General features: G+C 73.4%; 16 protein-coding genes. 9 read left to right on the forward strand and 7 right to left on the reverse strand.

All coding sequences use genetic code 11. The features are described from left to right. Window positions 1-162 precede the first annotated feature (162 nt). Window positions 163-1,050 carry a branched-chain amino acid aminotransferase gene (locus V5F67_RS20965; protein ID WP_394018252.1) on the forward strand — a complete coding sequence of 296 codons (888 nt, stop codon included), beginning with the start codon at window positions 163-165 and terminating at the stop codon, window positions 1,048-1,050. A gap of 260 nt (window positions 1,051-1,310) precedes the next feature. On the opposite strand, the gene V5F67_RS20970 is transcribed toward V5F67_RS20965, so the two are convergent. Then, entirely contained in the window at window positions 1,311-4,217 is a 2,907-nt protein-coding gene (locus tag V5F67_RS20970) for an EAL domain-containing protein (RefSeq protein WP_394017953.1), read from the reverse strand. Between the two features lie 555 nt (window positions 4,218-4,772). Here V5F67_RS20970 and V5F67_RS20975 point away from each other — a divergent pair. Continuing rightward, window positions 4,773-4,955, forward strand: coding sequence for a DUF1192 domain-containing protein (locus V5F67_RS20975; protein WP_394017954.1), 183 nt, complete (start codon window positions 4,773-4,775; stop codon window positions 4,953-4,955). Between the two features lie 350 nt (window positions 4,956-5,305). After that, a complete protein-coding gene (locus tag V5F67_RS20980; protein WP_394017955.1) occupies window positions 5,306-5,806 on the forward strand; it encodes a hypothetical protein in 501 nt (166 codons plus the stop codon). Window positions 5,807-5,864: 58 nt separating this feature from the next. On the opposite strand, the gene rpmE is transcribed toward V5F67_RS20980, so the two are convergent. Beyond that, a complete protein-coding gene (gene rpmE, locus V5F67_RS20985) occupies window positions 5,865-6,089 on the reverse strand; it encodes a 50S ribosomal protein L31 (RefSeq protein WP_121621499.1) in 225 nt (74 codons plus the stop codon). A gap of 101 nt (window positions 6,090-6,190) precedes the next feature. On the opposite strand from rpmE, the gene V5F67_RS20990 reads away from it, so the two are divergent. Beyond that, a complete protein-coding gene (locus tag V5F67_RS20990; RefSeq protein WP_394017956.1) occupies window positions 6,191-8,017 on the forward strand; it encodes an ABC transporter transmembrane domain-containing protein in 1,827 nt (608 codons plus the stop codon). Between the two features lie 18 nt (window positions 8,018-8,035). On the opposite strand, the gene V5F67_RS20995 is transcribed toward V5F67_RS20990, so the two are convergent. From V5F67_RS20995 to V5F67_RS21015, 5 genes are read right to left on the reverse strand one after another with little or no spacing between them, the layout of a single operon-like run. Beyond that, a complete protein-coding gene (locus tag V5F67_RS20995) occupies window positions 8,036-8,488 on the reverse strand; it encodes a GNAT family N-acetyltransferase (protein WP_394017957.1) in 453 nt (150 codons plus the stop codon). Next, a complete protein-coding gene (locus tag V5F67_RS21000; protein WP_394017958.1) occupies window positions 8,485-8,778 on the reverse strand; it encodes a type II toxin-antitoxin system RelE/ParE family toxin in 294 nt (97 codons plus the stop codon). Before V5F67_RS21000 ends, V5F67_RS20995 begins: the two co-directional genes overlap by 4 nt. Window positions 8,779-8,798: 20 nt before the next feature. Continuing rightward, window positions 8,799-9,026, reverse strand: a complete 228-nt coding sequence (locus V5F67_RS21005) for a hypothetical protein (protein ID WP_394017959.1) — start codon at window positions 9,024-9,026, stop codon at window positions 8,799-8,801. Window positions 9,027-9,065: 39 nt separating this feature from the next. Next, on the reverse strand, window positions 9,066-10,088 hold the full coding sequence (locus tag V5F67_RS21010) for a peptidoglycan -binding protein (RefSeq protein ID WP_394017960.1): 1,023 nt from the start codon (window positions 10,086-10,088) through the stop codon (window positions 9,066-9,068). A gap of 4 nt (window positions 10,089-10,092) precedes the next feature. Then, window positions 10,093-11,184 (reverse strand): flagellar motor protein MotA, encoded by a 1,092-nt coding sequence (locus V5F67_RS21015; protein WP_394017961.1) that lies wholly within the window; start codon window positions 11,182-11,184, stop codon window positions 10,093-10,095. A 796-nt stretch (window positions 11,185-11,980) separates the two neighbouring features. Here V5F67_RS21015 and V5F67_RS21020 point away from each other — a divergent pair. Genes V5F67_RS21020 through addA form a run of 5 tightly spaced genes read left to right on the forward strand, consistent with a single transcriptional unit; the run spans window position 11,981 to window position 23,151 of the window. Further along, a complete protein-coding gene (locus tag V5F67_RS21020) occupies window positions 11,981-14,242 on the forward strand; it encodes a PAS domain-containing sensor histidine kinase (RefSeq protein WP_394017962.1) in 2,262 nt (753 codons plus the stop codon). After that, window positions 14,239-15,840, forward strand: coding sequence for a tRNA (adenosine(37)-N6)-threonylcarbamoyltransferase complex ATPase subunit type 1 TsaE (gene tsaE, locus V5F67_RS21025; RefSeq protein WP_394017963.1), 1,602 nt, complete (start codon window positions 14,239-14,241; stop codon window positions 15,838-15,840). Before V5F67_RS21020 ends, tsaE begins: the two co-directional genes overlap by 4 nt. A gap of 35 nt (window positions 15,841-15,875) precedes the next feature. Continuing rightward, a complete protein-coding gene (locus V5F67_RS21030) occupies window positions 15,876-16,577 on the forward strand; it encodes a nucleotidyltransferase family protein (protein WP_394018254.1) in 702 nt (233 codons plus the stop codon). 17 nt (window positions 16,578-16,594) lie between these two features. Then, complete coding sequence (gene addB / locus V5F67_RS21035) at window positions 16,595-19,636, forward strand: double-strand break repair protein AddB (protein ID WP_394017964.1); 3,042 nt, start codon at window positions 16,595-16,597, stop codon at window positions 19,634-19,636. Next, a complete protein-coding gene (gene addA / locus V5F67_RS21040; protein WP_394017965.1) occupies window positions 19,633-23,151 on the forward strand; it encodes a double-strand break repair helicase AddA in 3,519 nt (1,172 codons plus the stop codon). Before addB ends, addA begins: the two co-directional genes overlap by 4 nt. The last annotated feature ends 24 nt before the right edge of the window (window positions 23,152-23,175 follow it).

Raw genomic sequence — 23,175 nt, forward strand, 5'->3', positions numbered from 1 at the left:
GATCGGTCGCCGACGGTATCGCAGACGTTCGATCCTTTCGCGGTGTTGCCAGCTTCCTTAGCGGGCGTAAAGATATCTCCATGTGGCACCGCTGCAAAGCAAATGCGGTCCGGTGGGGAGGCGGCGCGTTTTCCGCGCCGAGGAGGAGTGTTCATCATGAGCGTGGCGTCTGTCCCCTTCGACCAACGTGACGGCTACATCTGGTACGACGGGGTCCTGGTGCCCTGGCGCGATGCCCAGCTGCACGTGCTCTCCCACGGCCTGCACTATGCGAGCACCGTGTTCGAGGGCGAGCGCGCCTATGGCGGCGAGATCTTCAAGTCGTCGGAGCATTCCGAGCGCCTGCGCCTGTCGGCGGAGATGCTGGACTTCACGATCCCCTACACCATCTCCGAGATCGACGCCGCCAAGCGCCTGACGCTGGAGAAGAACGGCCTCACCAACGCCTATGTGCGCCCGGTGGCCTGGCGCGGCAGCGAGATGATGGGCGTCTCGGCGCAGAACAACAAGATCCACCTCGCCGTCGGCGTGTGGGAATGGCCGAGCTATTTCGACCCCGAGCAGCGCCAGAAGGGCCTCAGGCTCGATCTGTCGGAGTGGCGCCGGCCCGATCCGGCCACCATTCCCTGCCGCGCCAAGGCGGCCGGCCTCTACATGATCTGCACCATCTCCAAGCACCGGGCCGAGCGGCGCGGCTATGCCGACGCGATGATGCTGGACTATCGCGGCCTCGTCGCCGAGTGCACCGGCGCCAACCTGTTCTTCGTCAAGGACGGCGTCATCCACACGCCGACGCCGGACTGCTTCCTCGACGGCATCACCCGCCGCACCGTGATCGACCTCGCGCGCCGCCACGGCCTGGAGGTGGTGGAGCGGCACATCAAGCCGGAGGAGCTTTCGGGCTTCTCGGAGTGCTTCATCACCGGCACGGCCGCCGAGGTGACCCCGGTCGGCTCGATCGCCGACTGGACCTTCACCCCCACCGGCATCACCCACCAGCTGATGGATGCCTACACGGCGGAAGTGCAGCCCAAGAAGCAGGCCGCGTGAGCGGGATGCTTCAAGTGCCAAGGCCGGAGCGGGCCGCGTGAGCGGGCTGTTTCAGAGGAAGACAGCGCAACAGGCCGCGTGAGCGGACTGCCTCAAGTGCCAAGGCCGGAGCGGGCCGCGTGAGCGGGCTGTTCCGGCGCGGCCGCCGAGCGGCCGGCCCGGTGAAGCCTGGCCCTCTTGCCCCCCCGCCCTCTTGAGCTGCGGACTTCTTTCGCCGGCCGGTCCGACCGAGGGCGGGCGGAATCGCGGGGGTGCCGCGGCTATTCCGCCGCCGCCCGCCGCTTCTTCGGCTCCACCGGCGCCGGCTCGATCAAGGCGCGGCATTCCTCGGCGGTGAAGGGCTCGCCGAAGACGAGGCCCTGGGCGTAGGCGCAGCCCAGCTCCGCCATCTCCACCGCCTCCTGCTCGCGCTCGAGGCCCGAGGCGATCACGTCCATGCCGAGGTCGTGGGCCAGATCCACCAGCGAGCCGACGATGATCGGCCGCGCCGCCCGCGCCGGTCCCTTGGCGCTGTCGCGCACGAAGCTCTGGTCGATCTTGATGGCGTCCACCGGGAAGCGCTGGAGATAGGGCAGCGAGGAATAGCCGGCGCCGAAGTCGGAGAGGCACAGGCCCGCCCCCAGCTCGCGCATGCGCGCCAGCACCACGGCGGCGTATTCGGGGTTCTCCATCACCAGGCTCTCGGCCACCTCCAGCTTCAGCGAGCCTACCGCCACCGCGTTGCGGGCGAGCACGGACTTGAGGTCCTGGATCAGATCGTGCCGCAGCAGCTGGCGCGAGGAGACGTTGACGTGCATGAACAGCGGCGGGTCGACGCGCAGCATGCGCTGCCACTGGCCGAGCTGGCGCGCGGCGCGGTCGAGCACGAACAGGCCGAGGTCGAGCACCAGGCCGGTCTCCTCGGCGAGGCGCCAGAATTCCGATGCCGCCAGCTCGCCGAGGCGCGGATGGTTCCAGCGCACGAACGCCTCGAAGCCGCCGATGGCCCGGTCCTCCAGGCGCACCACCGGCTGGTAGCGCACCGAGATCTCGTTCTTCGTGAGCGCCTGGCGCAGTTCCGCCTCCAGCACCACGCGGTCGATCTTCTGCTGGCGCATGGCCGGGCGGAACACCTCGATGCGGTCGCCGCCGATGCGCTTGGCGTAGTACATGGCCAGCTCGGCGTCCTTCAGCACCTCGTCGCGCTTGCCCACCTCCGGCCCGGAGAGCACGAGGCCGATGGAGGCGGTCACGAACACCTCCTTGTCGGCGAAGGTGATGGGCGCGCGCAGCGAGCGGCGCAGCGTGTCGGCGAAGGTGGTGATGCGCTCGGGGTCGCGCTCGGACATGAGGATGAGGCCGAACTGGTCGCCGGACATGCGGGCCAGCGTGTCCTGCGGCTTCATCAGGCGCATGAGGCGCCGCGCCACCGTCAGCAGGATGGAATCGGCCATGGCCATGCCCACCTTGACGTTGACCTCCTTGAACCGGTCGAGGTCGATCACCATCACGGTGGGCTTCACCTTCTCGTCCAGCTTGGCGAAGGTGAGCGCCTGCTCCAGCCGGTCGAGGAACAATTCGCCGTTGGGCAGACCGGTGAGGTTGTCGCGCACCGCGTCGTGCAGCAGGCGCTCGGCGGCGATGCGCGCGCCGGTGACGTCGGTCAGCGTGCCGATGCAGCGCACCACCTCGCCGTCGGCGCCCACCACCGGGCGGGCCTTGAGGTTGAAGGTGAGGTAGTGGCCGTCGATGGCCCGGAGGCGGAAGTCCTGGTCGATGCGCCCGCGCCGCTGGTCGATGATGCCGTCGAGCGTGGCGCGGAAGCGGTCGCGGTCGGCGGGGTGGAGCACCTCCAGCCAGCCCGCCGCCTCGGTCTCCAGCGAATGGCGCTTGAGGCCGAGCGCCTCCTCCGCCTCGGGCGAGGTGTAGATGCGGTCCGTGTCCACGTCCCAGTCCCACACCATCAGGCCGGAGCCGGCGAGCGCCAGCGCGCGGCGCTCCAGCTCCGAGGCCGAGCCCTGCACCCCGCCGATGCCGGCGAAGGCGTGCTGCATCACCGTGAAGCCGATCAGCATGACGATCAGCACCAGGCCGCCGGAGAGCGCCGCCGCGGCGAGGTCGTTTGTGACGATGCCGGCCACCGTGAGGCCCGCCATCAGCACCCACACCACCAGCAGCGACCAGGTGGGGATGATCAGGACCGCGCGGTCGTAGCCGTGCTGGGAGAGCCAGACCACCACCGCGAGGCCCGCCACCGCCACCGCCAGCAGCGACAGGCGGGCGATGCCGGCGGCCACCGGCGCGTCGAGGATGGCGAGCACCACCAGCGCCGCGAGGAAGGTCAGCCAGCCGGCGGCCACGTGCACGTAGCGCACGTGCCAGCGGTTGAGGTTGAGATAGGCGAACAGGAACACCAGCAGCGTCGCGGTGAGGATCGCCTCGCCCGCCGCGCGCCAGAACTGCTCGGCGATGGGCGAGAGGCCGAACACCTTCGACCAGAACGCGAAGTCGAGGCCGATATAGCCCAGCACCGCCCAGGCGAGCGCCGCTGCCGCCGGGAACATGACGGAGCCCTTCACCACGAACAGGATGGTGAGGAACAGCGCCAGCAGGCCGGCGATGCCGATGACGATGCCGTGGTAGAGCGTGAAGGCGTTGACCCGGTCCTTGTAGGCGTCGGGCTTCCACATGTAGAGCTGCGGCAGGTTCGGCCCGCCGAGCTCGGCGACGAACGTCACCGTGGAGCCGGGATCGAGCGTCACCAGGAACACGTCCGCGTCGGGCGAGGCCTGCCGCTCCGGCTTGAAGCCCTGGCTGGGGGTGAGCGAGATCAGGCGCCGGTTGCCGAGGTCCGGCCAGAACAGGCCCGAGCCCACCATGCGGTAGTAGGGCGCGACGATGAGGCGGTCCACCTGCTCGTCGGTGTTGTTGGTGAGCGCGAAGGCGATCCAGTCCACCTGGCTGCGCCCGTCGGCGCTGCGCACCTCGATGCGGCGGACCACGCCCTCCGAATCGGGGGCGGTGGAAAGCTGGATGCGGTCGCTGTCGGTGGTCTGGCGCTGCACCGCGGGCAGCAGGTCGATCAGGTTCGCGTCGAGGCGCACGGCGACGGCGTCCACCGCCCGGGCATCGCCGGGCGCGGCAAACAAAGCGGCGATCGCCAGCAGGACGACAAGGAAAACCTGCAAATCCGGGCCTCCGCACCCGCCGTCCGGACGGGCCGGACCAGTCTTCGGGCCGCACCAGCCGTGAAGCGCCTGGCGGACCGCGTGCTCGAAGCGCCTGGCCGACCGCGCCTTCGGCGATCGGGAACCGGGCCGCTTCCTCCTTGCGCGGCCATCCGCCGCCGCGGGCCAGCACCCGCCGGCGGATGGAGACGCGGCCGAAGGCGCACAGGTGCGCACTCGGCCGGCCGAAGCGTGTGCTGTATCCACGCGGTTGGACCGAAGCAAGGCAGCCCGCCCGAGCCGGGCCGGCTTCCCCGTCCGATGACGCGCCGCCCCCGGCGCCGGGGGCGGACGTGCGTCCTTGGACCGGCACCTTAAGCGGGACGGACCGCGGCGGGAATCCCTTTTTCGCCTTTCCCATAGGCAGCCGCGCGCCATGGCCGCAGGATGGGCACCGCCCGCTCACGAACCCGTGAACGAGCGACAGCAGCATGGCCGGGGTTTTCCTCGGCCCGGCGGTCGCGGCACAATGGCGGGCGCTCAGGCCGACGCGCCGGACATCCGAAGGAGGCGATCATGGAGGAAGACCGTCCCGCTCCCCCTGCCGAGCCCCTGGCCGGCGGCGACCTGTCCCGGCTCTCGGTGGCCGAGATCGAGACGCGCATCGGCCAGCTGAAGGCGGAGATCGTACGCCTGGAGGAGACGCTCGCCCGCAAGAAGGCGTCGCTGGACGCGGCGAACGCGGCCTTCAAGTTCTGACACGGGCCCGGCGGGCGGCGGCATGCGGACAGGAGCGGCAGCGCGGTACGGCAGCGCGCGCGGGGGCGGGGGTTTTATCCCCAAGCCGTTAATCTCCCGTTAATTTTCGCCGCCCATAATCGCTTCTGTCCGACGAAGGTGATTCTCCCGGACATCTGGCAACTCTCCCTGTCAGACTATAGAGCCGCCGAAAGGCGGCTCTTCTTTGCGGCGCACACCTCCTGCGCGCAGCGCCGCCCCCGCAATCCCCGCTATTTCGCCGCCCGCCGCCTTTACCCCGGCCGTGCCCCGGCGCATGCCTGCGCCATCGCTGCCGGCGCCCTGGCCGGCGGCAGGGCTGGCGAAGGACCATGGGACGTTCGGGACCGACACGGGAGGAGGCGGACCGGCTGGCGCGGCTCGTCGCCGACGTGCTGCACGCCGCCGCCGAGGCGCGGCGGACGCTGGCGCGCCTCGGCGCTCCAGCCGGCGCGGCCGACACCGGGCCGGACCCGCATGGCGGCATGCGCGCCGCATTCTCGCGCCTGGTCGAGGAAACGGCGCTCGCGGCCTTGCTTCTGCGGGCGGTGCGCGAGGGCGACCTCGGCGCGCCCGCCGCCCGGCGCGAGATGGATCGGCTGTCCCCCTGCCCCGCCGGAGCCGCCTTGTGGCCCGCCGCCTTTCAGGCCGATGCCGCGCGCCTTTCCGGCTTGCGGCGGGCGCTCGCGGCCCAGGACGCCATCGCCGGCGCCTCTGCGGGCGCCGCGTCCCAGCACGCCCCGTCCCAGCACGCCCTGTCCCAACGCAAAGAGCCGCGACGGCGGCCCTCCGGCCGCCCGCGGCTCCGACTGGTCGGCAGCGAGGACGCTTAGCTTGACCCGCGCCGGAGGCGGCTGCCTGCGGCGTGCGCGCGCAGGCGGGCCTGCCGGCTCACTTCTTGAGAAGCGCGCCGAACTTGTTCTTGAAGCGCGAAACGCGGCCGCCGCGGTCCATGATCTGCTGGCTGCCGCCGGTCCAGGCCGGGTGGGTGCGCGGATCGATGTCGAGCTGGAGGGTGTCGCCCTCCTTGCCGTAGGTCGACCGGGTCGTGTACTCCGAGCCGTCCGTCATCACCACCTTGATGAAGTGATAGTCGGGATGGATGTCGCTCTTCATCGGTTCAATCCTTTTCGCCGCGTCGTGCCCCTTCACAGGGCGCCGCGACGCTCAATTTCGGTTCCTGCCGGAAGTGGCGGGTCTATAGCCGAGTGCATGCTTTGACACAAGCCGGCCTCTCCACCGATCTCGCGCCCGGCGCGCGCGAGCCCGAAGCCCCCGCCCCCGCAGCGCCCAAGGCGCGGCGCGACCTGAAGCCGCTCGCCGGCCTCTGGCCCTACGTGTCGCGCTGCCGCGGCCGCATGGCGGCGGCGCTCGCCGCGATCCTGACGGCGGCGCTCGCGACCCTGGCGCTGCCGGTGGCGGTGCGGCGCATGATCGACTTCGGCTTCGCCGTCGACCACCAGGGCATGATCGACCGCTATTTCGCGGTGCTGGTGGCGGTGGTTGCGGTGCTCGCCGCGGCCTCGGCCGCCCGATACTACCTTGTTACCACGCTCGGCGAACGCGTGGTGGCGGACCTGCGCACCGCTGTTTTCGCGCGCCTCGTCTCCCTCGATGGCGCCTTCTACGACCAGGCCCGCGCGGGCGAGCTCACCTCGCGCCTCACCGCCGACACCACGCAGATCAAGTCGGCGGTGGGCGCCTCGGCCTCCACCGCCCTGCGCAACCTCGTCCTGTGCCTCGGCGGCGTGGCGATGATGGTGGTGACGAGCCCGCGCCTGTCGGGCCTCGTCTTGGTGGCGATCCCGGTCATCGTCCTGCCGCTCATGGCCTCGGGCCGCAAGGTGCGCCGGCTGTCGCGCCTCGCCCAGGACACGCTCGCGGACGCCTCGGCCTATGCGGCGGAGGCGGTCTCCGCCATGCGCGCGCTCCAGTCCTCCAGCGCCGAGGGCGCCGCGCGCGCCCGCTTCGAGGACGAGGTGGAGCGCGCCTACGGTGCCGCGCTCGCCGCCTCGCGCTCGCGCGCCTGGCTGACCGGCATCGCCATCTTCCTGGTGTTCGCCAGCATCGTCGCGGTGCTGTGGGCGGGCGCCCAGTCGGTGCTGAACGGCACCATGACCTCGGGCGAGCTGTCGCAGTTCGTGCTCTATGCGGTGCTCGCCGCCGCCTCGCTCGGCAACCTGTCCGAGACCTGGGGCGAGGTCTCCGCCGCCGCCGGCGCCGCCGAGCGCATCGGCGAGCTGCTCAAGGCCGAGCCGCAGGTGAAGGCGCCCGCCCAGCCGCTGGCGCTGCCGGCGCGGGTCTCCGGCGCCATCCGCTTCGACGAGGTGAGTTTCGCCTACCCCACCCGCCCCCATACGCGGGCGCTGCGCGGCGTCTCGTTCGCGATCCGCCCCGGCGAGCGGGTGGCGCTGGTGGGTCCGTCGGGGGGCGGCAAGAGCACGGTGTTCCAGCTGCTGGAGCGCTTCTACGACCCGCAGGGCGGCCGCATCCTGCTGGGCGAGGACGACATCCGCCGCTGCGACCCCGAGGCGGTGCGCCGGCAGATGGCGCTGGTGCCGCAGGAGGCGGTGATCTTCGCCGACACGGTGCGCGCCAACATCCGCCTCGGCCGCCCGCAGGCCAGCGACGCCGAGGTGGAGGCAGCCGGCCGCGCCGCCCTGGTGGACGAGTTCACGGCCAAGCTGCCGCAGGGCTGGGACACGCCGGTGGGCGAGCGCGGCGTCACCCTCTCCGGCGGCCAGCGCCAGCGCATCGTCATCGCCCGCGCCATCCTGCGGGAGGCGCCGATCCTGCTGCTGGACGAGGCGACGAGCGCCCTCGACGCGGAGAGCGAGAAGCTGGTGCAGACCGCGCTGGAGCATTCCATGGCCGGGCGCACCAGCCTCGTCATCGCCCACCGGCTCGCGACCGTGCTGTCCGCCGACCGCATCCTGGTTATGGAGGATGGGCGCATCGTCGACGAGGGCACCCATGCGGAGCTGGTGGCCAAGGGCGGGCTCTATGCCCGCCTCGCCACGCTCCAGTTCAGCCAGACCACGTAAGGCGCGGCCGCGCGGCCGTCACGGCCGCCATTCCATGCGGAAGGTGCGCCGGCCGGAGAGCGGGTTTTCGCCCTCGGCGACGATGGCAAGGCCGATCTTCTGGTAGAAGCGCACGGCGCGGGGATTGTCCCGGTTCACGTCGAGGGCGACCAGGGTGGGCGAGATCGCCCGCGCCTCGGCCATCAGCGCCTCGGCCGCGCCCCGGCCCCAGAAGTCCGGGCCGACCACCAATTGGTCGAGATAGCCGGTGCCGGGGTGGATGACGACGAAGCCGGCGAGCGCGCCGGTCGCCGGCTCGCGCGCGATCCGCACGCGCGCCCCGCCCGCCGCGAGCTTTCCCAGATGCTCGACGATCCAGGGGCGGCGCGCCTCGAAGTCGATCTCCGGCATGGCCCTGGCCCAGCTCGCGACCCACAGGTCGATCATCTGCGGCAGGAGATCCGGGCGGGCGTCGTCGAGGGCGTAGGTCATGGCAGCGGGCTCAGGATCGGCGGGCCGTGTGCCGCACGTGGAAGGATTGTGACCGCATCGCGCTCCAGGAGATAGAACACCCGGAACGGCAGGCGCGGAACCGTGAGGACGCGCACGCCGGGGCGGTCCGTGGCCCGGCGGCTCTCGGGATGGTCCACCAGAATCCAGACAGCGCGTTCAATGGCGCCGATCACGCGCCGAGCGGCCTCGGGGCGTTCCCTGGCGATGAACTGGAGGATCGAGCGCAGGTCGACCGAGGCCTTACGGCTGAAAAGCAGCCGGCGCGCCATGGACGCTCACCGCCGGCGCGTCAGGAGGTGTAACGGTCGAACAGCGCCCGGATCTCGGCGTCGCCGACAAAGTCGCCGGCCTCCACCTCGGCCAGGGCCTCGTCCACCGCCGTCCGCTCCGCCGACGTCAGCCGATAGGGCGGAACCTGCGCCCGCTCGATCTCCGCAAGCCGGCGCAGCGCCTCCTCCTGGGCCTTCTCGGGCCAGTCCGGCAGGCGCTCCACCAGAAGTTCCAGCATCTTCTTCATGGTCCCAGCTTAAGGCTCAGCCACCCTCGGCGGAAGGGCTCACCGCTCGGTCAGCTTCAGCTCGATGCGGCGGTTGCGGGCGCGGGCCTCGTCGGAGGTGCCGGTGTCGAGGGGCTGGTATTCGCCGAAGCCGGCGGCGATCAGGTGGCGCGGGCTGACGCCGCGGCTGATGAGATACTGCACCACCGCGATGGCGCGCGCCGCCGACAGCTCCCAGTTGGAGGGGAACTGCGCCGTGGCGATGGGCCGGTTGTCGGTATGCCCGTCGATGCGCAGCGCCCAGTCGATGTCGGGCGGGATGTTCTTCTCCAGTTCCAGGATCGCCGAGGCGAGCTTGTCGAGCTGCGGCAGCGCCTCGGGCTTGGGCACCGCCGAGCCGGGATCGAAAAACACCTCGGACTGGAACACGAAGCGGTCGCCCACCACGCGGATGTCCGGCCGGTTGCCGAGGATCTCGCGCAGGCGGCCGAAGAACTCCGAGCGGAAGCGGGTCAGCTCCTGCACCCGCTGGGCCAAAGCCACGTTGAGGCGGCGGCCGAGGTCGGCGATGCGCGCCTGGCTCTCCTGGTCGCGCTTCTCGGAGGCGCCGAGCGCCTCCTCCAGCGCCGCCATCTGCCGGCGCAAGGCGGCGATCTGCTGGTTGAGGAGCGCGATCTGGTCGGCGGCGCGGGCGGCGGCGTCGAGGCCGGCGTCGCGCTCGCGCCGGAGCGCGTCCTCGCGGCCGGCGTCGGGGGCGGCCGGAGCGCTCGCCTGGGCGCGCTGGAGCGCGTCGCGCTCGCCCTGCGCGGCCTCCAGGCCGGCGCGCAGGGCGGAGAGCTCGCCCTCCATGTTCTGGCCGCTGGCGCGCTCCAGCGAGAGCAACTCGGTCAGCTGGCGGATCTGCGCCTGCAGGCGCTGGAGCACGTTGTCCTTGCCCGACATCTCCTGGGTCAGGAAGAACTGCGTGAGCATGAACACCGACAGCAGGAAGATGAACACCAGCAGCAGCGTCGACAAGGCGTCCACGAAGCCGGGCCAGTAGTCGATGCCGCGCTCGCGCGCGCCGCGCCGTCCGAGGGCCATGGCGTCAGACCCTCCGCCGCGCTTCGGCGGAGGCGGCGTCGATGCGCTCGACGAGACGGCGCACTTCCTCCTGCTGGCCGCCCTGGGCCTCGATCATCTGCTTCAGCAGCGCCTGCTCGGCGCGCATGTGGGTGACGAGGCCCTGGAGGCTCTCGGCGAGCTGCGCCATGGCGGTGGTGACGCGCTGCGAGCCGGCCTCGGTCATGGTCTTCTCCAGCCGGCCCATGGCGGCGATGAGCGGATCCATGTCGATGGGCGCCGGCGGCGGCAGCAACGCGAACGGCGGCGGCGGGCTCGCGGGCGCGGCGGCACGCTCGGCGGCGGGGGGCAGGCGCTCCGGCGCGCGCGCCGCCTCGCGGGCGGGCACCGGCGCCTGGTCGAGGTCGCGCACGGTGGTGGAGAGCCAGTCCTCGAGGTCGGTGTAGAAGCGGTTCTGCGCCTGGCCGGCCTGCAGGTCGAGGAAGCCCAGCACCAGCGAGCCCGACAGGCCGAACAGCGAGGACGAGAAGGCGATGCCCATGCCGCCGAGCGGCGCGGCGAGGCCGGTCTTCAGGTCCTCGAACACCGAGCCGGAATCGGGGCCCACCTGCAGCGCGCCGATCACCGCGCCGATGGAGGAGACGGTTTCCAAGAGGCCCCAGAAGGTGCCGAGCAGGCCGAGGAACACCAGCAGGCCGGTGAGGTAGCGCGCCAGCTCCCGGCTCTCGTCGAGGCGGGTGCCGATGGAATCGAGGATCGAGCGCATGGTGGACTGGGAGATCGCCATGCGGCCGATCCTGTCGCCGAGCAGCGAAGCCATGGGCGCGAGCAAAGTCGGCGGCCGCGAGACCGCGAGGCCCGGATCGGCGAGGCGGAAGGAGTTGACCCAGTCCACCTCGGGAAACAGCCGCGCCACCTGCCGGACAGCGTGGATGATGCCCACCGCGAGCACGCCGAAGATCACCCCGTTGAGGCCGGGATTGTTCATGAAGGCTTCGAGGATCTGCCGGTGCAGCACGGCGGCGAGCGCCGCGCACAGCAGCAGGAAGACGATGATCCGCACGAGGAAGATGCGGGGCGAAGATACCTTCAGGAATGGATCCACCACGCGCGCCATGGGCTCTCCCCGCTTTCCCTGGAATGCGATCCACGCCGATCGATCAGGACCTGCGCGGTGAACCGCTGTTGTGAACGGCAGCCGCCGGCGACTGTTGACGCCGACTATGGCACAGCGGGACCCAAATGGAACCGCGCGGGGCGACAGGGCGATGACCGACGCGCCGGCGCCGGCGCCCCGCATGCCAAGGCCCGGTCGTGGGTCGGTTGGAAACTGAGAGCTGGCGTTGCTCCCTCTCCCGCTTGCGAGGAGGGTTGGGGAGGGAGCAAGCTGCGGGCGATTCACCGGTGTCCGGCCTGCCGGCGAGGATTTCCCCCTCCCTGCCCTCCCCCGCGAGCGGGAGAGGGTTCGTGGTGTTCCCGGACCAACGACGGGATTTCAAACGCACCCACCACCCAATGCCCATCCCACTTCAATGCCGGCGGGGGGTCCGTTACAGTCGGACGGTGATTCGCGCGGCGCCATCGGCGCGCCCGCCGTCGAGGAAAGGACACCGGGTCTGATGGCGGGGCGCACGCGGCAACCGCGCAGTCCGAACACCGGCCCGGACACCGGCCGGAAGCCCCGGGCCGCCAACCCACCACCCGCGTCCGAAGCGACCCGGCGCCGTCTGCCCGGCGCCCCTTCAATCCCATGCGGCCGCGCCGCCGCCCTTCTCGCCGGCCTCGCCGCCGCGCCGGCCGAGGCCGCGGCGCAGGGTCTTGCGCCTGAGCTGCTCTCCCGATGGGTGCCGCCGGCCCACGGGATCGCGTGGCTTGCGGCCGGCGCGGGCGCCGGCGTCCTCGTCGGCGTTCTCGTGGCCTTGGGGCTGCGCCGGCGCAGCCGTCTGGCGCTGGCGCGGGCCGAGGCGCGGGCCCGCGAGGACAGCGCCGCCGCGGCGCGGGCGCGCGCCCAGCTGCGCACGCTGAAGGCCCTGCTCTCGGGCGATGCGCCCCATGCTTTGGTCTGGTCGGCGCCGGACGAGGCGCCGGAAGGTCTCGGCCTGGAGCAGCCCTCCTTCGCCCCGCTCCTCGGCGCCGAGGCGGCGGCGGAGGCCGAAGCCGCGCTCGCGGCCCTGCGCGCCGCCGCCGGGCCGGCGCATGTCGCGCGGACCCTCGCGGCTGCGGACGGCCGCCCGCTCGCGCTGGAGGGCCATGCGCTCGCGGGCGCCGGCGTGCTGCTGCTGCGCGCCCTGGCGGACGCCGCGCCGTCCGAGGGGGGGCTGAAGGCGCTGCTCGACGCCCTGCCGACGCCGGTCTGGCAGCGCCGGCCGGACGGCACGCTCGATTTTGCCAACGCCGCCTTCCTGCGCATGGTCGGCGCCGCGACGCCAGACGCCGCGCAGGCCTCCGGCCTCGACCTGCTGGATGACAAGGCGCGCGCCTTAGCGTCCGCGGCCCTGCGGGACACGGGGACCTATCGCGGCCGGGTGAAGGCAGTGGCGGAGGGCCGGCGCTGCCAGCTCGACGTGCTGGAGGTTTCCGGCCCGTTCGGCACCTCGGGCTGCGCCGTCGACGCCACCGAGACCGAGGCCGCCCGCGCCGAGACCGCGCGCACCATCGCCGCCCACCGGCGCACCCTCGACCAGCTCACCACGGCGGTGGCGATCTTCGGCGCCGACGAGCGGCTCGTGTTCCACAACGCCGCCTACGAGCGCCTGTTCGACCTCGCCCCCGCCTTCCTGGACCAGCGGCCTTCCGACGGCGAGATCCTGGCCGATCTTCGCGCGCGCCGGAAGGTGCCCGAGCAGGCGAACTTCAGCGCCTGGCGGACCCAGCTGAAGGAGGCCTACCGCGCCATCGAGCCGATCAACGACTTCTGGCACCTGCCGGGCGGGCAGATGCTGCGGGTCGTCATCACCCCCAACGCCGAGGGCGGCGTCACCTACCTGTTCGACGACCTTTCCGAGCACATGGCGCTGGAGAGCCGCTACAACAGCCTGATCCGCATCCAGGGCGAGACGCTGGACGGCCTCGCCGAGGCGGTGGCGGTGTTCGGCTCGGACGGGCGGCTCGACCTCTACAACGAGGCGTTCATGACCCTCTGGTCGCTGGACGCCCAGGTGCTGGGCGAAAAGCCCCACATCGATACCGTGGCCGCCATGTGCCGGCCGCTGCACGGGGAGAGCCGGGCCTTCTCGCGCATCCGCGGCGTGATCACCGCGATCGAGCGGCGCGAGCCGCTGAGCTTCCGCATCGAGCGCCCCGACGCGCGGGTCCTGGACGGCAGCGCCCAGCCGTTGCCGGACGGCGGCACCATGGTCACCTTCCGGGACGTCACCGACAGCGCGCAGATCGAGCGCGCCCGCGCCGAGCGCGAGCGGGCGCTGGTGGAGCGCAACGAGGCTCTGGAGGCGGCGGACAAGCTGAAGAACGCCTTCGTCGGCCACGTCTCCTATCACCTGCGCACGCCGCTCAACACGCTGGTGGGCTATGCCGACATGCTGCGCGAAGGCATCGCCGGCCCGCTCAGCACGCGCCAGCGCGACTATCTCGACCATATGCGCCAGTCCTCCGACGCCCTGCGGGCGCTCATCGACGACCTGATCGACCTCGCCGCCATCGATGCCGGCGCCATGGAGCTGGACTTCGCCGAGGTGGACGTGGCGGAGGCCCTCGCCGGCGCGGCCGAGGCGGTGCGCGCGCTCGCGGAGGAGGCCAAGGTGCGCCTCGTGGTGACCGCGCCCGCCGATGTCGGCCGCTTCACCGCCGACGCGCGGCGGGTGCGCCAGATCCTGTTCAACCTGCTCGCCAACGCCATCGCCGTCTCGCCCGAGGGCGCGCGCGTGACGCTCTGCGCCGAGCGGCGGCCGGACGGCCTGGTGCTCAGCGTGCGCGACGAGGGCCCGGGCGTGCCGGCGGAGGTGGAGAAGACGCTGTTCGACCGCTTCGAGAGCCGCAGCGCCGGCCCGCGCCACCGGGGCGTCGGGCTGGGCCTCGCCATCGTGCGCTCGTTCGTGGAGCTGCACGGCGGCTCGGTCAGCGTGAAGGCGGCGGGCGGGCGCGGCACGCTGGCGGCCTGCCTGTTCCCCACGCGCGGCGCGGCGCGCCCGGACGCCGCGGGAGAGGCCGCGGAATGAGCACGCGCTTCCACCGTGTCCCCGGCCGGCCCAATGTCTACGAGGTCGATCTTCCGGACGTCGCGGCGGTCGCGCGCCTCGGCGCGTTCCTTGCCGCCTGGTTCGGGGTGAAGGACACGATCACGCTCTCGGGCGACCTCGGCGCCGGCAAGACGGAGCTCGCGCGCGCCATCGTGCGCGCCTTCGCGGGCGAGCGCCACATGGAGGTGCCGAGCCCGACCTTTCCCATCATCCTCGGCTACGACCTGCCGCGCGGCCGCGTGGTGCACGCCGACCTCTACCGCATCTCCTCCGACGAGGAACTGGACGAGATCGGCTGGGACGAGATCGGCGACGACGCCTTCCTGCTGGTGGAATGGGCCGATCGCGCCGGCGGCCGGCTCGCGCCCGAGCGCCTCGACATCACCATCGAGCCGGCGCCCGACCTCGGCCCGGAGGCGCGGCGCGCGCGTCTCGCCGCCCGCGGCGCGTTCGGCGAGCGCCTGCGCCGGCTCGCCATCGCCGAGGATCTGGCGCAGGCGAGCGGCTTCCGCGAGGCCGAATGGCGGTTCCTCCAGGGCGATGCCTCGGCGCGCTCCTACACCCAGCTGGTGCTGCCGGAGCGCCGCGCCATCCTCATGAACGCCCCCCAGAGGCCGGACGGCCCGCCGGTGGCGCGCGGCCTTTCCTACAGCCGTCTCGTCCACCTCGCCGAGGACGTGAAGCCGTTCGTCGCCATGGACCGGGCGCTGATCTCCCAGGGCCTGTCGGCCCCCGCCATCGAAGCGGCGGACCTCGACGCCGGGCTGCTGGTGATCGAGGACCTCGGCCGGGAGGGCGTGGTCGAAGGCACCCCGCCCGCGCCGATCAGGGAACGCTACGAGGCCGCCATCGAGGTCCTGGCCGAGCTGCACGGGCGCGTGCTGCCGGACCTCCTGCCCGTGGTGCCGCGCATCGACCACGCGCTCGCGTCCTACGACAAGGAGGCCTTCCTCGCCGAGCTGGACCTGATGCTCGACTGGTACCTGCCGTTCCGCGGCATGCCGGTGGACGCGGTGGTGCGCGAGGAGTTCCGCCTCCTGTGGCGCGGCGCGCTGGTGCCGGTGCTGGCCGAGCCGAAGACCTGGGTGCTGCGCGACTACCACTCGCCGAACCTGATCTGGATGGAAGAGCGCGAGGGCCTGCGCAAGGTGGGGCTCATCGACTTCCAGGACGCGGTGCTCGGCCCCGCCGCCTATGACGTGGTCTCGCTCACCCAGGACGCGCGCGTCGACGTGCCGGAGGCGCTGGAGCTGCACCTCGTCAGCCACTATGTGAAGCAGCGCCGGGCCCAGGACCCGGACTTCGACACCCGCGGCTTCGCCCGCTCCTACGCCACCATGGGGGCGCAGCGGGCGAGCAAGGTCCTCGGCATCTTCACCCGGCTTGATCGGCGCGACGGGAAGCCCCATTACCTGAGGCACCTGCCGCGAATCCGGGGCTACCTGGCGCGCAGCCTCGGTCATCCGGACCTCAGGTCGCTCAAGACCTGGTACGAGGCGGTGCTGCCGGCGAAGGACCTCACCCGGACCGGCGGCGCCGACCAGACGACGGACGCAGGCAAAGACCCGACCCAGTGAGGGGACCTCATCCCGTGACGCGCATCGATACCGCCATGGTGCTCGCCGCCGGCCTCGGCACGCGCATGCGCCCGCTCACCGACACCATGCCGAAGCCGCTGCTGAAGGTCGCCGGACGGGCCCTGCTCGACCGCGTGCTCGACCGGGTCGCGGAGGCCGGCATCGGCACCGCCATCGTCAACGTGCACCATCACGCCGACCTGATGGAGGCGCACCTCGCCACCCGTCAGGGGCCGCCGCGCATCGTCGTCTCGGACGAGCGCGACGCGCTGCTGGAGACCGGCGGCGCCGTAGTGCGGGCGCTGGCGCTGATCGGCGACCAGCCGTTCCTCGCCATCAATTCCGACACCATCTGGATCGAGGGCCTGAAGCCCAACATCCCGCGCCTCGCCGACACCTTCGATCCCGCGCGCATGGACGCGCTGCTGCTGGTGGCGCCGAGCGCGCTCTCCATCGGCTATGACGGGCTCGGCGACTTCACCATGGACACCGGCGGCCGGCTCGCGCGGCGCGGCGAGCGCATGGTCTCGCCCTTCGTCTATGCCGGGGCCGCGATCCTCTCGCCGGACCTGTTCGCCGGCATGAAGGAGGAGCGCTTCTCCCTCAACCGCGTGTTCGACGCCGCCGCCGCCGCGGGGCGCCTCAGCGGCATCCGCCTGGAAGGCGTCTGGATGCATGTGGGCACGCCCGACGCCATCGCCCTCGCCGAGGAGGCGATCCGGCGCTCGAGCGACTGAGCGGAGGCGCGGCGCCGATGGCCCGGGTGCTGACCCTTCCCCCCTCCGCCGACTTCCTGCCGGCGCTGGCGCACGGCCTCATGGACGGCGCGGTGGTGGACGGCTTCGCCCCGCGCGGCGATCCCCTGGCGCTCGCCCGCGCCACCGTGTTCCTGCCCACCCGGCGCGCCTGCCGCGCGTTCGCCGACGCGCTGCTCGCGGCCTCCGGCCGGGAGGCGCTGCTGCTGCCGCGCATCGTGCCGCTGGGCGACGTGGACGAGGACGCGCTCGCCTTCTCCGAGGACGCGCCTTTGCTCGCCGCGCCCCACGCCATGAGCCCCACCGCCCGGCGCATCGCGCTGGCCGCTCTGGTGGCGCGCTGGCGCGCGGCGCTGGCGGCAGGGGCGGGCCAGGCGGCGGTGGCGGCGGGGCCGGCGGCCACCTTCGCGCTCGCCGACGCGCTGGCGCACCTGTTCGACGACCTCACCACCGCCGGCATCGCGCCCGAGCGCCTCAAGGCCCTGGTGCCGCGCGAGCACGACCCCTATTTCGAGCTGAGCCTCGACTTCCTGCGCATCGCCCGCGCCGGCCTTTCCGCCCATCTCGCCGAAAAGGGCATGGTGGAGCCGGCCCAGCGCCGCGACGCGCTGGTGGATGCGGAGGCGGGCCGGCTTCAGGCGCTGGGCGCGGACGCCGGCCCGGTCATCGCCGCCGGCTCCACCGGCTCGCTGCCGGCCACCGCCCGGCTCCTGAAGGCGATCTCGCGCCTGCCGCGCGGCGCCGTGGTGCTGCCCGGCCTCGACCGGATGGCGGAGGATGCCGCCTTCGCCTGCCTCGCCAGGGCCGGGGACGGGGCGCCGGACCATCCCCAGTACGGCCTCGCGCGCCTGCTCGGATTCCTGGAGATCGGGCGCGCCGACGTGATCCCGCTCGCCGCGCCCGCGCGCCCCGCCCGCGAGTTGCTCGCCAGCGAGGCGCTGCGGCAGGCGGAGACCTCCGACGCCTGGGCGCGCCTCGACGCGCGCCTGCCGCCGGCGGCGCGGGCCGAGGCCATGGCCGGCGTCAGCGTGGTGGAGGCGCAGGACCCGCGCGAGGAGGCATTGGCGATCGCCCTCCTCCTGCGCGACGCCCTGGAGCGGCCCGGCGAGACCGCCGCCCTCGTCACCCCCGACCGCGATCTCGCCCGGCGGGTCGCCGCCGAGCTGGAGCGGTTCGGCGTCGTGGTCGACGATTCCGCCGGCACGCCGCTCGGCGAGACCGCGCTCGGGCGCCTCGCCCGGCTGGTGGCCGACGCCGCGGCGGCGGACCTCGCGCCGGTGCCGCTGTTCGCGCTCCTGTCCCATCCGCGCGCCACGCTCGGGCTCGATCCGGACGCCAAGGCCGAGGCGCTCTCCGCGCTGGAGCTGGCGGTGCTGCGCGGCCCGCGCCCGAGCCCCGGCGCCGCAGGCCTCATCGCCGCGCTGGACGCCTTCGACCAGGGCACGCTCCATCCGCGCGATCCGCGCCGCCGGGTGGGCGCCGCGCGCCTTGCGCCGGCCAAGGACCTCGCCCGCCGCCTCGCGGACGCGCTGGCGCCGCTCCTGGCGCGCGCCGGACGGGAGCCGCAGCCGTTCGCGGACCTCGTCGCCGCCCACCGCGCCGCCGTCGAGGCGGTGGCCGGCCCGCTCAACCCCGATGCCGACGACCCCGCCGAGACCGCGCTCGCCGCCGCCTTCGTCGAGATCGCCGACGGCGCGGCGGACGGGCCGGACCTCACGCTCGCCGATTATGCGGATGCCGCCGTCACCCTGCTCGGCGACACCATGGTGCGCCCGCTCGCGCGGGGTCCGGAGCGCCTGCGTATCCTCGGCCCGCTGGAGGCGCGCCTGCTCGCCTTCGACCGCATGATCCTCGGCGGCCTGGTGGAGGGCACCTGGCCGGCCCTGCCGGAGACCGACCCCTGGCTCAGCCGCCCCATGCGCGCGGAGCTGGGGCTCGATCTGCCGGAGCGGCGCATCGGCCTGTCGGCGCACGATTTCGTCCAGGGCTTCGCCGCCAAGGACGTGGTGCTCACCTATGCCGCCAAGGTCGCGGGCGCGCAGAGCGTGCCCTCGCGCTTCGTGCAGCGCCTGCGCACGGTCGCCGGCGCCGCGCTCTGGGAAGAGGCGCTGGCGCGCGGCGCGCGCTGGCGCGTGGCCGCCGCCGCCCTCGACGTCGCCCCGCCGGTGCCGCGCCTCTCCCGCCCCGCGCCCGCGCCGCCGCTGGCCTTGCGCCCGCGCCGCCTGACGGTGACGGAGATCGAGACGCTGCTGCGCGATCCCTATTCCATCTATGCCCGCCACGTGCTCGGCCTCGCGCCGCTCGACCCGCTGGACGCGGCGCCGGGCGGCGCCGAGCGCGGCAGCGCGCTGCATGAGGCGGTGGGCAATTTCGCCCGCGACTTCCCGCGCGAGCTGCCGCCCGACGCGCTGGCACGCCTCCTCGACCACGGCCGCGCCGCGTTCCGCCCGCTGGAGGCGTTCGGCGCCGAGCATGCCTTGTGGTGGGCGCGCTTCGAGCGCGCCGCCGCCTTCCTGGTGGCGCTGGAGCGCGAGCGCAGGCCGGCGCTCGACCGGGTGGTGGCGGAGACATCCGGCGCGCTGACGCTCGATCTTCCCGCCGGCCCGTTCGAGCTCGCCGCCCGCGCCGACCGCATCGAGCTGCGCGCGGACGGGCGCGCCGACATCCTCGACTTCAAGACCGGCACCGCCCCCACCGCCCGGCAGGCGGCCTCGCTCTCGCCCCAGCTGCCCCTGGAGGCGGCCATGGTGCGCAAGGGCGCCTTCAGGGACGTGCCGGCGGCCGAGGTGGGCGAGCTGGCCTATGTGGAGCTGAAGGGCGGCGCCGCGGGCGGCGAGGTGAAGCCCGTCACCGGCAGAAAGGGCGCGGCGGAGCTTGCGGACGACGCCCTCGCCGGCCTGACGGGCCTGCTCGCCGCCTTCGACGACCCGGCGCAGGGCTACCGCTCGCTCGCCGCGCCGCAGTGGCGCGGGCGGTTCGGCGACTACGACCATCTCGCCCGGGTGCGCGAATGGGCGCTGGGCGGGGAGGAGGACGAATGAGCGCGCCCCCGCCCGGCTCCGAGGCGCAGGACGGCGCGCGCGGCCCGCTCGCCGAGGCGACGCGCCGCCAGGAGCTGGCCTCGCGGCCGGCGCATTCCGCCTGGGTCTCGGCCAATGCCGGCTCGGGCAAGACCCACGTGCTGGCGCGCCGGGTGATCCGGCTCTTGCTCGCCGGCACGCCGCCGGGGCGCATCCTGTGCCTGACCTACACCAAGGCCGCCGCCGCCAACATGGCGAACCGGGTGCTGAAGATCCTCGGCGAATGGGTCCGCCTCGACGATGCGGGGCTCGATGCCGCCATCGCCGCCGCCCATGGCGGCCCGGTGACGGCGGCGCTCCGGGCGCGGGCGCGGCGCCTGTTCGCGGCGGCGCTGGAGACGCCGGGCGGGCTCAAGATCCAGACCATCCACGCCTTCTGCGGCGCGCTGCTGCATCGCTTCCCATTCGAGGCCGAGGTCGCGGCCGGTTTCCGCGAGCTGGACGATGCCGGCCGCGCCGAGATCATGGGCCGGCTGCGCGCCGACCTGGTGATGGAGGCGGCGGCCGATCCCGAGGGGCCGCTCGGCCGCGCCTTGTTCCGCCTCATGGCGGAGATGTCCGACGCCAGCCTGACGGCGATGCTGGAGGCCGCCGTGGCGCACCGCGCCGGCATCGAGGCCCTGGGGCCGACCGAGGCCAGCCGCCGCGCCGGCCTCGCCGCCGCGCTCGGCCTGCCCGCCGGAACCTCCAGCGAGGGCGTGCGCGCCGCCATGCTGGAGAGCCCGCACCTGCCGCGCGGCGCCTGGAGGGGCGCGGCCGGGGCCATCGACGCGGCGGGCAGCGCCAATGACAGGAAGCGCGCCGCCACCCTGCTGGCGGCGGCCGAGGCGGAGACCGACGCCGAGGCGCTGGCCGCCTATCTGGACGTGTTCTTCACCGACAAGGGCGAGCCGCGCGCCGCGCTCCTCACCAAGGCGGCGGCCGCCGCCGAGCCGGACCTCGCCCGGCAGCTCGCCGACGAGCAGGCCCGCCTCGCCGCGCTCCAGGAGGAGCTGCGCGGCGCGCTGGCGCTGGAGCGCACGCTTTCCGCCCACGCGCTCGGTGCCCGCATCTGCGCACGCTACCAGGCGGAGAAGGCGGCGCGCGGCCTGCTCGACTTCGACGACCTGATCCAGAAGGCCTCCGGCCTGCTGAATGCGGTGCCGGCCTCCTTCGTCCATTTCAAGCTCGACCAGGGCATCGACCACATCCTCGTGGACGAGGCGCAGGACACGAGCCCGGCGCAATGGAAGGTGGTGGAGGGGCTGACCTCCGACTTCTTCTCCGGCGCCGGCGCGCGCGAGGACGTCACCCGCACCGTGTTCGTGGTGGGGGACGAGAAGCAGTCCATCTTCTCGTTCCAGGGGGCGGAGCCGGCGGCGTTCGGCGGCATGCGGTCCACGTTCGAGCGCAAGGCCGGGAGCGAGCGGTTCGCGCGGGTGGAGCTGCCGCACTCCTTCCGCTCCGCGCCCGGCGTGCTGGAGGCGGTGGACGCGGTGTTCAGGAGCGAGGCCGCCCATCGCGGCCTGACGCTGGAGAACGTCGCTCCCGCCCACGCGCCCATCCGCGCCGGGGCGCCGGCTCTGATGGAGGTGTGGCCCACCACCACGCCCGCGCCGAGGCCCGAGGTGGACGACTGGCGCCGGCCGCTCGACCAAGTGCCCGCCGACGACCCGGTGAACGCGCTCGCGGTCCGCATCGCCCGCTTCGTGCAGGCGGCGGTGGCGGCGGGCGTCGGCGTGCCCTCGCGTGGCGGCCGGCCGCTGAAGGCCGGCGACGTGCTGATCCTGGTGCGCCGGCGCGGCAAGATCTTCGAGGCGGTGATCCGGGCGCTGAAGGAGCTGGGCGACCCCCGCGTCGCCGTCGCCGGGGCGGACCGCCTGGTGGTGGCGCAGCACATCGCCGCCATGGACCTGATGGCGCTCGCCGACGCTCTGCTCTCGCCCGAGGACGATCTCGCGCTCGCCACCGTTCTGAAGAGCCCGCTGTTCGGCTTCACCGACGACGACCTGATGGCCTGGTGCCCCGGCCGGCAGGGGCGCCTGATGGACGCGCTCACGGCCCGCGCCGGCGGCGATCCGCGGCTCACGGCCGCGCTGGAGCGCCTCGCGCGCTGGCGCGGCGAGGCGCTGACGCTGCGCCCGTTCGACTTCTATGCCGGCGTGCTCGGCCGCGACGGCGGCCGGCGCGCCTTCCTCGCCCGGCTCGGCCCGGAGGCGGCGGACGCGATCTCGGAATTCATGACGCTGGCCCGGACCTACGAGCAGTGGGAGGCGGCGAGCCTGCCCGGCTTCCTCGCCTTCCTGCGGCGCGGCGGCGCCGAGGTGAAGCGCGACATGGAGGGCGCCCGCGACGAGGTGCGCGTCATGACCGTCCACGGCGCCAAGGGACTGGAGGCGCCGCTGGTCATCCTCGCCGACACGGTCGACATGCCGAAGCCGAGGACCGAGGGCGGCTTCCTGAAGCTGCCCGCGGGGGGCGGCGCGCCGATCCCGATTCTGGCGCCGCGCAAGGCCGAGGATACGCCGGTACTGGACTCGGCCAGGACTCGCGCACTTGGACGGGACCAGGAGGAGCTTCACCGCCTCCTGTACGTCGCCTTGACCCGCGCCGAGGACGCGCTCGTGGTGTGCGGGGCGGAGACGCGCCAGCCGGCCAAGGGCAAGGCCCATGCCCGGCCGGAGGGGTGCTGGTACGACCTCGTGCGGGATGCGCTGGTCGATGAAGCCGAGGAAGTCCAGGCACTTGGCTTCGAGGGAACGGTGCTGCGCTGGCGCCGGGGGCCCGGCCTCGGCCGCGCCGATGCCGCCGAGGGACCCGCGGAGGCGCCGGCGCCGCAGGCGCTCCCGCGCTTCGGCCCGCCGCCGCCGGAAGCCGCCCCACGCCCCCTGCGGCCGTCCCGGACCGCAGCCAGGCCGGCGCTGCAAGGCCCTGGGAAGGAACGCGAATCACCCGCCCTGTCGGCGCTGGTCCGGGGCGATCTCGTCCACCGGTTGCTGGCGGCGCTGCCCGCCGTCGCCGACGCCGTGCGCGAGCAGGCGGGGCTGCGCTTCCTCGCCCACGCCGCCCCCCGCCTCTCCCGGGACGACGACCATGCCGAAATCCTGGACGAAGCGCTGGTCGTCCTGCGTCATGCGCCGCTCGCGGACCTGTTCGGCGGCGACGGCCTGCCCGAGGTGCCCGTGGTCGGCGTCCTGACCGCCGCCGACGGCACGCGCCTGTCCGTCAACGGCCGGATCGACCGGCTCGTGCCGGCGCCCGGGCGGGTGCTGCTCGCCGACTTCAAGACCGACCGCAATCCCCCGGAAAGCCTTGCGGCGGTTGAGCCGGCCTACATCGCCCAGCTGGCCGCCTATGCCGCCGTCCTCGGCCGGGCGATGCCGGGGCAGACCATCGCCGCCCGCCTCGTCTATACCGCCGGCCCGGTCGTGATCGAGGTGCCGCAGGCCGTGCTCGATGCGGCGCTTTCCCGCCTTTTGGGGCTCACCTCGGCGTGACGTGCCTTGACGGGATGGGGAGCG

Origin of the sequence: Xanthobacter pseudotagetidis, assembly GCF_043194795.2 — a bacterium.
Classification (GTDB): domain Bacteria; phylum Pseudomonadota; class Alphaproteobacteria; order Rhizobiales; family Xanthobacteraceae; genus Xanthobacter; species Xanthobacter tagetidis_A.